At 60.5% G+C, this 9,564-nt stretch carries 10 protein-coding genes; 5 read left to right on the top strand and 5 right to left on the bottom strand.

Annotated elements, in window-relative coordinates:
* Nucleotides 1-74 precede the first annotated feature (74 nt).
* Together A7D21_RS33270 and cysK are read right to left on the bottom strand one after the other, a co-directional pair.
* Complete coding sequence (locus A7D21_RS33270) at nucleotides 75-1,013, bottom strand: aspartyl/asparaginyl beta-hydroxylase domain-containing protein (protein ID WP_053255024.1); 939 nt, start codon at nucleotides 1,011-1,013, stop codon at nucleotides 75-77.
* 279 nt (nucleotides 1,014-1,292) lie between these two features.
* Nucleotides 1,293-2,267, bottom strand: a complete 975-nt coding sequence (gene cysK, locus A7D21_RS33265; RefSeq protein WP_053255023.1) for a cysteine synthase A — start codon at nucleotides 2,265-2,267, stop codon at nucleotides 1,293-1,295.
* Between the two features lie 124 nt (nucleotides 2,268-2,391).
* On the opposite strand from cysK, the gene A7D21_RS33260 reads away from it, so the two are divergent.
* From A7D21_RS33260 to A7D21_RS33245, 4 genes are all read left to right on the top strand, one after another.
* Nucleotides 2,392-3,465 (top strand): DUF748 domain-containing protein, encoded by a 1,074-nt coding sequence (locus tag A7D21_RS33260; RefSeq protein WP_053255022.1) that lies wholly within the window; start codon nucleotides 2,392-2,394, stop codon nucleotides 3,463-3,465.
* Between the two features lie 92 nt (nucleotides 3,466-3,557).
* Nucleotides 3,558-3,779 carry a hypothetical protein gene (locus A7D21_RS33255; protein ID WP_053255021.1) on the top strand — a complete coding sequence of 74 codons (222 nt, stop codon included), beginning with the start codon at nucleotides 3,558-3,560 and terminating at the stop codon, nucleotides 3,777-3,779.
* A gap of 106 nt (nucleotides 3,780-3,885) precedes the next feature.
* Nucleotides 3,886-4,731 carry a MoxR family ATPase gene (locus A7D21_RS33250; protein WP_003210690.1) on the top strand — a complete coding sequence of 282 codons (846 nt, stop codon included), beginning with the start codon at nucleotides 3,886-3,888 and terminating at the stop codon, nucleotides 4,729-4,731.
* Nucleotides 4,731-5,909: a VWA domain-containing protein gene (locus tag A7D21_RS33245; protein ID WP_053255020.1), complete on the top strand. Its 1,179-nt coding sequence runs from the start codon at nucleotides 4,731-4,733 to the stop codon at nucleotides 5,907-5,909. The genes A7D21_RS33250 and A7D21_RS33245 overlap by 1 nt, the downstream gene beginning before the upstream one ends.
* 121 nt (nucleotides 5,910-6,030) lie before the next feature.
* Here A7D21_RS33245 and A7D21_RS33240 read toward each other — a convergent pair whose 3' ends face one another.
* Genes A7D21_RS33240 through A7D21_RS33230 form a run of 3 tightly spaced genes read right to left on the bottom strand, consistent with a single transcriptional unit; the run spans nucleotide 6,031 to nucleotide 8,383 of the window.
* Nucleotides 6,031-6,945, bottom strand: a complete 915-nt coding sequence (locus tag A7D21_RS33240; protein ID WP_069553784.1) for a biotin-dependent carboxyltransferase family protein — start codon at nucleotides 6,943-6,945, stop codon at nucleotides 6,031-6,033.
* Entirely contained in the window at nucleotides 6,942-7,646 is a 705-nt protein-coding gene (locus A7D21_RS33235) for an allophanate hydrolase subunit 1 (RefSeq protein ID WP_069553783.1), read from the bottom strand. The genes A7D21_RS33240 and A7D21_RS33235 overlap by 4 nt, the downstream gene beginning before the upstream one ends.
* The gene (locus tag A7D21_RS33230) at nucleotides 7,643-8,383 is read right to left on the bottom strand and encodes a 5-oxoprolinase subunit PxpA (RefSeq protein ID WP_069553782.1); all 741 of its coding nucleotides are present in this window, start codon (nucleotides 8,381-8,383) and stop codon (nucleotides 7,643-7,645) included. Before A7D21_RS33230 ends, A7D21_RS33235 begins: the two co-directional genes overlap by 4 nt.
* 175 nt (nucleotides 8,384-8,558) lie before the next feature.
* On the opposite strand from A7D21_RS33230, the gene A7D21_RS33225 reads away from it, so the two are divergent.
* The gene (locus A7D21_RS33225; RefSeq protein WP_053255016.1) at nucleotides 8,559-9,473 is read left to right on the top strand and encodes a LysR family transcriptional regulator; all 915 of its coding nucleotides are present in this window, start codon (nucleotides 8,559-8,561) and stop codon (nucleotides 9,471-9,473) included.
* The last annotated feature ends 91 nt before the right edge of the window (nucleotides 9,474-9,564 follow it).

Raw genomic sequence — 9,564 nt, 5'->3', positions numbered from 1 at the left:
AGTCAATTAATCTATCGACTGACACTGCGCATTCGCGAGCAAGCCCGCTCCCACATTTTTAACCGCGTTTCAAATTAACCGAACAGCCACTTCCACAACAGCACCAGCACGACGACCGCCAGCACCGGCCGCGCAATGCGGTAGGCCTTTGGATGCTTGCGCTTCCACTGCTTGACCACACCGCTGAACTTGTCGCTGAAGGCCTTGCTCCAGGCATAGGCCTGGTTGATCCCGCCCACACGCTCATCGTCGAGGTTTTGCGGCGCCGTGGCGCGGCCCAATTGCTTGCTGACCCAGCGGTTGATGCGCGTCATCACCCGGTTGCTCAGCGGGCGTTCGATGTCGCAGAACAGAATCACGCGGGTCTTTTCCGTCTCGTTCTTCACCCAGTGCACGTAGGTTTCATCGAACATCACGTCTTCACCATCGCGCCAGGCGTAGACCTGGCCATCGACGAAGATGCGGCAGTCGTCGGAGTTGGGCGTGGACAAGCCCAGGTGATAACGCAGCGAACCGGCAAACGGGTCGCGGTGCGGGTTGAGGTGGCTGCCACCCGGCAGCAGCGCAAACATTGCGCCCTTGACGTTGGGGATGCTGCTGACCAGCGCCACGGTCTTCGGGCACAGGGCCTCGGCCGATGGCAGCGGTTTGTCGTACCACTTGAGGTAGAAGCGCTTCCAGCCCTTCTTGAAAAACGAACCGAAACCGGCGTCGTTGTTCTTTTCGGCGGCGCGGATGTACCCCTCGTCGAACAGGTGCATCGCCTCTTCGCGAATCACTTCCCAGTTGTCCTTGAGCACATCCAGCTCGGGGAACTTGCTGCGGTCCAGGTACGGCTTGGACGGCACAGCCGAGAACAGATACATCAAGGCGTTATACGGGGCGAACAGCGCCGAATGGTTGACGAACTGGCGCAACATCGGCAAACGGGCCTTGCCGCGCAGGTGCACATACAGCGTGCTGCCGATAAACAACAGCAGCACCGACAGTTTGGCGGCCAAAGAAAAGGTCATGCAGCAACTCCTGGAAATAAGCGCCTGGCCAGCAACCTCCCGTCAACGGGAAACCAGACGTAGCAGCCGGCCATGATAAACAGTTGGGCCATTATGCAGAAGGCCTGGGCCGACCGGCTGACATAAATCAAAACCCTGTGGCGAGTCGAACCCTTATGGCGAGCGGGCTTGCCCTAATGCAGTTCCGTTAAGCGAACACGATGCTCAAAGCAGCGAAGATCAAATGTGGGAGCGGGCTTGCCCGCGAAGACGTCGGCCCCGCCCGCCACCGATAACCGATCAGGCCTGGTTTTCCTGCTCGGTAAACAAATCGCTGAACAACATGCTCGACAGATAGCGCTCACCCGAGTCCGGCAGCACCACCACGATGGTCTTGCCCTGCATTTCCGGTTTCTCGGCCAGACGTACCGCCACCGCCATGGCGGCGCCGCAGGAGATTCCGCACAGAATCCCTTCTTCCTGCATCAAGCGCCGGGCCATGGCCTTGGATTCGTCGTCGGTCACCAGCTCCACACGGTCAACCATCGACAGATCGAGGTTTTTCGGCACGAAACCGGCGCCAATGCCCTGGATTTTATGCGGGCTGGGTTTGATCTCTTCACCGGCCAGCGCCTGGGTAATCACGGGCGAGGCGAAGGGTTCAACGGCCACCGACAGAATCGGCTTGCCGGCAATGTTCTTGATATAGCGCGACACACCGGTAATGGTGCCGCCGGTGCCCACCCCCGCTACCAGTACGTCCACGGCGCCATCAGTGTCGTTCCAGATCTCCGGGCCGGTGGTTTTCTCGTGGATCGCCGGGTTGGCCGGGTTTTCGAACTGGGCCGGCATAAAGTAGCTCGCCGGGTCGCTGGCGAGGATCTCGGCAGCCTTTTCGATAGCGCCCTTCATGCCCTTGGCCGGCTCAGTCAGCACCAGCTCGGCGCCCAGGGCCTTGAGCACTTTGCGGCGCTCAATGCTCATGGACGACGGCATGGTCAGCAGCAGCTTGTAGCCACGGGCGGCGGCGACGAACGCCAGGCCAATGCCGGTGTTGCCGGAGGTCGGTTCTACAATGGTCATGCCGGGTTTGAGTTTGCCGGTGCTTTCGGCGTCCCAGATCATGTTTGCGCCAATGCGGCACTTCACCGAATAACCCGGGTTACGCCCTTCGATCTTGGCCAGGATGGTCACGCCACGCGGTGCGATGCGGTTGATCTGAACCAGGGGCGTGTTACCGATGGAGTGCGCGTTGTCTGCAAAGATGCGGCTCATGACGGGTCCTTAAGGCAATTTCAATAAGGCTCCAAGGGTATGCCTCAGGTAGGGAGGCGTCCAGTCAGAGGAACGTTGCGCCAATACACGCGGTCCACCGCCTATACCGATGGAGAACCTGAACATGAAACGTCGCTACAGTGGGCTGCTATGGATCGTCGCCATACTGGTGGTCGTATTGATCGCTCTGGATCTCGCCCTGCCCTACCTGGTGCGCAACTACCTGAACGACAAGCTCGCCGACATGGGCGATTACCGCGGCCAGGTCACGGACGTTGACGTGGCCCTGTGGCGCGGCGCCTACAAGATCAACGGCCTGCAGATCGTCAAGGTCGACGGCAAGGTGCCGGTACCGTTCGTCAAGGCGCCGGTGATCGACCTGTCGGTGAGCTGGCATTCGCTGTGGTACGACCACGCGGTGGTCGCCGAGGCGCAGTTCTTCCAGCCGGAGCTGAATTTCGTCGACGGCGGCAACCAACAGGCCTCCCAGACCGGTAAAGGCACCGACTGGCGCGAGCAATTGAGCAAATTGCTGCCGATTACCCTCAACGAAGTGCGCATTCAGGACGGCAAGATCGCCTTCCACAACTTCACGTCCAAGCCAGCGGTGAATATCTACGCCACCGAGGTCAACGCCAGCATCTATAACCTGACCAACGTCGTCGATGTGAAGGGCAAACGTGACGCCAGCTTCGAAGGCAAGGCGCTGCTGCTCGGGCAGGCCCCTCTGGAAGCCACGGCCGCCTTCGACCCACTGAGCAATTTCGAAGACTTCGAATTCCGCTTTCGCGCCAAAGACATCCAGCTCAAGCGCCTGAATGACTTCGCCTCGGCCTACGGCAAATTCGACTTCAAGGCCGGCACCGGCGCGCTGGTGGTCGAAGCCCAGGCGGACAACGGCCAGTTGAACGGTTACATCAAACCGTTGCTGCGCGATGTAGAAGTGTTCGATTGGAAACAGGATGTAGAGAACAAGGACAAGAATATCTTTCGCTCGATCTGGGAAGCCGTGGTCGGCACCAGTGAGACGGTGCTGAAGAACCAGAACAAAAACCAGTTTGCCACCCGCGTAGAACTCAGCGGCAACGTGCACCAGCAAAATCTCAGCGCGTTCTCGGCAGTGTTGGCGATTTTGCGCAATGGGTTTATCCAGGCCTTCAATGCGCGCTATGAACAACCCAAGCCCAGTGCTGAGTGAACCACACGCCTGCAGGGCAACCATGGCGCAAGGCTGAGCCCTGGTTTATTGTGCCGCCGAGCAACGTTCAAACACTGGTAAGGACACTGAACATGCGCATCTGCGGCTGGATACTGACAATTCTTGGTTATCTCTGGGCCTTTTCCGGCTGTGTGCGAATAGGGCTATTCGCCATGCACGGCGGGCCGATGGCTGGCCAGATGATCCTCATCAGCCTCGGCACCCTGGTTTTAGCCGCACTCGCCCTCTGGGGCGGCAGCAAGCTCAGGGATAAAGCCGATGCGCGGGCATACGCATTGGAACAAAACCGTTAGCCGCCACGCGTGACCGTCCATTCAGAGACTGAATAACCCGTCTGCGTTCACAGTCGCCGGGGCTGCGCGGTATAGTCCGGGCATTGATGAATGCGAGGAATAACCGATGAAGTTCGAAGGCACCCAGGCCTACGTTGCCACCGATGACCTGAAACTGGCCGTGAACGCCGCTATCACCCTGGAACGGCCATTGCTGGTCAAGGGCGAGCCGGGCACCGGCAAGACCATGCTCGCAGAGCAACTGGCCGAATCCTTCGGCGCCAAGCTGATTACCTGGCACATCAAGTCCACCACCAAGGCACATCAGGGCCTCTACGAGTATGACGCGGTCAGCCGTCTGCGCGACTCGCAGCTGGGCGTGGACAAAGTGCACGACGTGCGCAACTACCTGAAAAAGGGCAAGCTCTGGGAAGCCTTCGAGTCCGAGGAGCGGGTGATTCTGCTGATTGATGAAATCGACAAGGCTGACATCGAGTTCCCCAACGACCTGTTGCAAGAACTCGACAAGATGGAGTTCTACGTCTACGAAATCGACGAGACCATCAAGGCCAAGAAACGCCCGATCATCATCATCACCTCCAACAACGAAAAAGAGCTGCCGGACGCATTCCTGCGCCGCTGCTTCTTCCATTACATCGCCTTCCCCGACCGTACGACCCTGCAAAAGATCGTCGACGTGCACTACCCCGACATCAAGAAAGACCTGGTCAGCGAAGCGCTGGACGTGTTTTTCGACGTGCGCAAAGTGCCAGGCCTGAAGAAAAAACCGTCCACCTCCGAACTGGTCGACTGGCTCAAGTTGCTGATGGCCGACAATATCGGTGAAGCCGTGCTGCGCGAACGCGACCCCACCAAAGCCATCCCGCCGCTGGCCGGGGCCTTGGTGAAGAACGAGCAAGACGTGCAATTGCTGGAGCGTCTGGCGTTCATGAGCCGTCGCGGTAATCGATAATGTTGCTCAACCTGTTCAATGAGATGCGTGCCGCCAAGGTGCCGGTGTCGGTGCGCGAGCTGCTCGACTTGATCAATGCGCTGAAACAGCGCGTGGTCTTCGCCGACATGGACGAGTTTTACTACTTGGCCCGGGCAATCCTGGTGAAGGACGAGCGGCATTTCGACAAGTTCGACCGAGCATTCGGCGCCTATTTCAACGGCCTGGAAAAGCTCGACGACCACCTGCAGGCGCTGATCCCCGAAGACTGGCTGCGCAAGGAGTTCGAACGCTCGCTGAGCGCTGAGGAGCGCGCGCAAATCCAGTCCCTCGGCGGCCTGGACAAGCTGATCGAAGAATTCAAGAAGCGCCTGGAAGAACAGAAAGAACGCCATGCCGGCGGCAACAAGTGGATCGGCACCGGTGGCACCAGCCCGTTCGGCTCCGGCGGCTACAACCCGGAAGGCATTCGCGTCGGCGACGCCGGCAAGCGCCAGGGCAAGGCGGTGAAAGTCTGGGACCAGCGCGAGTACAAGAACCTCGACGACCAAGTGGAGCTGGGCACGCGCAACATCAAGATCGCCCTGCGCCGCCTGCGCAAATTCGCGCGCCAGGGTGCGGCCGAAGAGCTGGATATCGACGGCACTATCGACCACACCGCCCGCGATGCCGGGTTGCTGAATATCCAGATGCGCCCGGAGCGGCGTAACACCATCAAGCTGTTGCTGCTGTTCGACATCGGCGGCTCGATGGACGCCCATGTGAAGATCTGCGAAGAGCTGTTCTCGGCCTGCAAGACCGAGTTCAAGCACTTGGAGTACTTCTACTTTCACAACTTCGTGTACGAATCGGTGTGGAAGAACAACCAGCGCCGCACGTCGGAGCGCACCTCCACCCAGGATTTGCTGCACAAGTATGGCGCTGACTACAAAGTGATTTTTATCGGCGATGCGTCGATGGCGCCGTATGAAATCACCCAGGCCGGCGGCAGCGTCGAGCACTGGAATGAAGAGCCTGGGTATGTGTGGATGCAGCGCTTCATGGCCAAGTACAAGAAGCTGATCTGGATAAACCCGTACCCGAAGGACACGTGGGGGTATACGGCCTCGACAGGGATCGTGCGGGAGTTGGTCGAGGATCAGATGTATCCGCTGACCTTGCGCGGCTTGGAAGAAGGGATGCGCTTTCTCTCCAAGTAAACGCTAAGGCAAATGTGGGAGCGGGCTTGCTCGCGAAAGCGGTGGGTCAGTTATTGATGGACTGACTGACACCCTGCATTCGCGAGCAAGCCCGCTCCCACATGTTGGGTTACGGTGATCTTTAGCCCGCGGTGAAGCGCTGCAAAAACTCCACATGCTGCCGATGCGCCGTCTCCTGCACCACCGGCACCAAGCGCACCTTATCCCCCGGCAGGCACTGCGCCAGCCGCGCCAGCGCCAACGGCGTCAACGCGCCCAATCGCGGGTAGCCACCAATGGTCTGCCGGTCATTGAGCAACACAATCGGCTGCCCATCCGGCGGCACCTGGATGGCTCCGAGTGGAATCCCTTCAGAGATCAACGACGGCCCCTGGTACTGCAACGGCGTGCCCAACAGGCGCATGCCCATGCGATCCGCGCGACTGTCGAGGGCCCACTCGGTATTGAACGCATCGAACAAACTTTGCCCGCTGAACTGGCCGATCTGCGCGCCGACTATCACCTCCAGTGGCGCCTTGGCGGGCAAATCAGGCGCACTCAGCACGTTCATCGCGCCGCCCGCGCCGGAATACGTCAAGCGCCCGCCCACGGCCAACGCCGTGCCGAAACCGTCCACCCCGCCCAACGCTTCACGTACCACCGTGGAGCGACTGCCCAGCACAGCCGGCGCATCAAACCCGCCCGGTGCCGCCAGATAAGCGCGCGCACCGTTGAACGGCTGGGTAAAGCGCAAACGCTGACCCTTTTGCAGGATAAAACTGCGCCCCGGGCTGATCGCACGCTCATCGATAGACGCGCCCAGATCCGCACCGGCCAAGGCCAGCAAGCAATACGCCTCGGCCTGCACAGTAAACCCGCCCAAGGTAATTTCCACCACGGGCTTATCCAGGGCATTCCCCAGCAGCCAATTGGCCCAGGTCATCGACACCCAATCCAGCGCGCCGCCCTGCGTCACGCCCAGATGCCGCACGCCAAAACGGCCGGCGTCCTGTAACAGGCACAGCGGCGTGCTGGCCTCGATCAACAAGCGGCTCATGCCTGCGCCTCCAATGGCGTGTCATCGCCACCCAGGTTGATGAATTCGGCGTGGCTGACCGCTTCGAAGCGCACCGTATCGCCGGGTTGCATCAGGCTGTAGCCATCGCGTGCACGGTCGAACAGCTTGGCCGGGGTGCGGCCGATCAGGTTCCAGCCACCGGGGGACACCACCGGGTAGGCGGCAGTTTGCCGTTCGGCAATGCCCACGCTGCCGGCGGCCACGCGTTTACGTGGGGTGTTCAGCCGTGGCGTGGCAAGGATCTCGTCCACCAGGCCCATAAAGGCAAACCCGGGCGCAAAGCCGAGGGCAAACACTTGGTATTCGTGAGCGCTGTGGCGACGGATGACCTCCTCTACCGCCAGGCCACTGCGCTGGCTGAGCAGGTTCAGTTCGGAGCCGACACTCAGGTCGTACCACACCGGCAACACGTGGCACTGGCCGCTGCCCTGGGCCTGGGGTTGCAGGTCGGTCAGCGCCTGGCCAATCAGCTCCCGTGCCTGGGCCGGGCTCAACGCAGTGAGGTCGTAATGCACCATCAGCGTGGTGTAGGACGGCACCAGATCCACCAGTGCCGCGCCGAACCCGTCGCGCAGGCGCTGGGTGGCGGCCAGCATCCACGGCATATTGGCTTCGGCAATCACATCGAACAGACGCACCATCAGGCAGTCGATCGCCACCACTTCAATGCGTGGCTTCATGCTGGCTTCAACGCCTCGCGAATGCGCTGCACTGCGGCGACCGAACTGGCGTTATCGCCGTGCACGCACAGGGTATTGGCCTGCAACACCAAGGCGCTGCCATCACTGGCGGTCAGGGCTTCGCCACGGGAAATCGTCAGGGCTTGCTGCACGATGGTGGTTGAGTCGTGGTGCACGGCACCCGGCAACTGGCGGGAAACCAGGTGCCCCTTGTGGTCGTAGGCACGGTCGGCGAAGGCTTCAAACCACAGGGTCACGCCGTATTCCTCGCCCACCGCCTGGGCTGCGCGGTTGTCGCGGGTGGCCAGCAGCATCAGCGGCAAGTCGCCATAGGCGGCCACGGCCTGGATCACCGCGCGCAATTGCGCCGGGTTGGCCATCATGTCGTTGTACATCGCGCCATGGGGTTTGACGTAGCTGACCCGCCCACCTTGCGCCCGGCAGATGCCGTCGAGGGCACCGATCTGGTAGTGCAACAGGTCCTGGATTTCCTCGGTGCTATAGGCCATCGAGCGCCGACCGAAACCTTGCAGGTCCTGGTACGCCGGGTGCGCCCCCACTTGCACGCCGTGCTTGAGGGCCAGGCTGACGGTCTTGCGCATGATGCTCGGGTCGCCGGCATGGAAGCCGCAGGCCACGTTGGCACAATCAATAAACGGCATGACCTCGGCGTCCAGACCCATGGTCCAGTTGCCAAAGCTTTCGCCGATGTCGCAATTCAGTAGCAGACGGCTCACGGTGGGTGCTCCTGTAGGCTTTATCGTTTTTGTAGTGTGGGATTCTTTACGCAGAACTCGCAACTTGTCCTGACACCCCCACGACGCTTATCGTGGAATAGCTCGATTTTTGGCGTTTGCCCGGTGCGGCGTCCAACTAATAAAAACCGATCCATGCATAAGAAAAGTTGATCCCATGAATTTGAAGTTCCTCGAAACCTTCGTCTGGGTGGCCAAGCTCAAGAGCTTTCGCCTGACTGCCGAGAAGCTGTTCACCACCCAGGCCTCGATCTCCAGCCGCATCGCCGTGCTCGAAAGCGAGCTGGGCGTGAAGCTGTTTCTGCGCGACTCGCGCGGCGTGAGCCTGACCCCGGACGGCTTGAAGGTGCTCGATTACGCCGAGCAGATGATGGTAACCATGCAGGGCCTCAAGCAGTCCCTGGAAACCACCAGCAGCAAGGTCGGGCGGATTCGGATCGGCGCGATGGACACGGTTATCCACACTTGGCTGAGCCCGCTGGTCGCTGAATTGATGGACCACTTCCCCCTGGTGGAAATCGAATTAGTCGCCGATACCGCACTCAATCTCAGCGATCAGCTGCAAAAAGGCTTCCTCGACCTGATCCTGCAAACCGACTTGCTGCGCCTCGAAACGGTGCGCAGCCTGGAACTGGCCAGCCACCCCATGGCCTGGATCGTCGCCAGCCACTCCCTGTACAACCGCGACTACGCCTCCCTCGCCGAACTGGCCCAGGAGCGCATCATCACCTATTCGAAAAACTCCCACCCGCACCAGGACGTGCTGAGCCTGATGCAGGCCAACGGCGTCGCCGCCCCTCGCATGAACTGTGTGAACTCGGTATCGGCCATCACCCGCTTGCTGCGCGATGGTTTCGGGATTGGCGCGTTGCCGCCGGTGCTGGTCAGCGAGGAGCTGGCGCGCGGCGAGTTGGTGATGTTGCCGATGACGCAGACGCTGCCGAACTTGCAGGTCGTGGTGTCGTGGCGTGTTGGGGTGGAGTTGGTGGAGGAGATAGTCGGGCTGTGCCAGAAGGTCGTGGCCAGGTATGCCGAGGAGGTGGGTGAACAGCACATGGTGCTAAGCCACTGAAGAAACCGGATACAAATGTGGGAGCGGGCTTGCTCGCGAAAGCGGTGTATCAGTCAACACATGAATTAACTGACAGACCGCATTCGCGAGC

The sequence above is a fragment of the Pseudomonas sp. AP19 genome, assembly GCF_001728855.1.
Lineage (GTDB): Bacteria > Pseudomonadota > Gammaproteobacteria > Pseudomonadales > Pseudomonadaceae > Aquipseudomonas > Aquipseudomonas fluorescens.
Note: the sequence above shows the minus strand (reverse complement) of the source record. Positions and strands in the feature narration are given on the sequence as shown.

Coding starts and splice junctions, on each gene's coding strand:
- A7D21_RS33270 (WP_053255024.1), bottom strand. CDS start 1,013: ATGACCTTTTCTTTGGCCGCCAAACTGTCGGTGCTGCTGTTGTTTATC.
- cysK (WP_053255023.1), bottom strand. CDS start 2,267: ATGAGCCGCATCTTTGCAGACAACGCGCACTCCATCGGTAACACGCCC.
- A7D21_RS33260 (WP_053255022.1), top strand. CDS start 2,392: ATGAAACGTCGCTACAGTGGGCTGCTATGGATCGTCGCCATACTGGTG.
- A7D21_RS33255 (WP_053255021.1), top strand. CDS start 3,558: ATGCGCATCTGCGGCTGGATACTGACAATTCTTGGTTATCTCTGGGCC.
- A7D21_RS33250 (WP_003210690.1), top strand. CDS start 3,886: ATGAAGTTCGAAGGCACCCAGGCCTACGTTGCCACCGATGACCTGAAA.
- A7D21_RS33245 (WP_053255020.1), top strand. CDS start 4,731: ATGTTGCTCAACCTGTTCAATGAGATGCGTGCCGCCAAGGTGCCGGTG.
- A7D21_RS33240 (WP_069553784.1), bottom strand. CDS start 6,945: ATGAGCCGCTTGTTGATCGAGGCCAGCACGCCGCTGTGCCTGTTACAG.
- A7D21_RS33235 (WP_069553783.1), bottom strand. CDS start 7,646: ATGAAGCCACGCATTGAAGTGGTGGCGATCGACTGCCTGATGGTGCGT.
- A7D21_RS33225 (WP_053255016.1), top strand. CDS start 8,559: ATGAATTTGAAGTTCCTCGAAACCTTCGTCTGGGTGGCCAAGCTCAAG.